The sequence below is a fragment of the Saccharothrix sp. ST-888 genome, assembly GCF_000955975.1.
Classification (GTDB): domain Bacteria; phylum Actinomycetota; class Actinomycetes; order Streptomycetales; family Streptomycetaceae; genus Kitasatospora.
Genome location: NZ_JYJF01000473.1, coordinates 1 through 376 on the forward strand (window position 1 = coordinate 1; position 376 = coordinate 376).

At 66.5% G+C, this 376-nt stretch carries 1 pseudogene; it reads right to left on the reverse strand.

What is annotated here, in order from left to right:
- Positions 1–120: 120 nt before the first annotated feature.
- Positions 121–376: pseudogene (locus UK12_RS33520) on the reverse strand (ATP-binding cassette domain-containing protein); the annotation flags it as partial.

Here is a 376-nt window from a genome sequence, read left to right on the forward strand (position 1 = left end):
CGGGTCCTGGAACACCATCTGGATGTTCCGGCGCACCGCCTTCAACGCCGCACCCCTCAGCCGCGAGATCTCCTCACCCGTGTAGCTGACCGGCTACGCGACCGCCACCTACCGGGAAGGCACCGTGTCCTCACATATGATCACTTCCCGCTTGCACGCCAGACCGCGCGCGATACCGGTCCGCTGGCTCTGACCGCCCGAGAACGGGTGCGGATACCGCTTGATGTACTCCGGGTTGGGGCCCACCCCGTCCAGCAGATCCTGAACCGCCCTGCGTCGGTCGCCCTTCGGCGCCACCTCCGGATGGATCTCGAACGGCTCCCCGATGATGTCACCCACCGTCATCCGCGGATTCAGCGACGTGTACGGGTCCTGG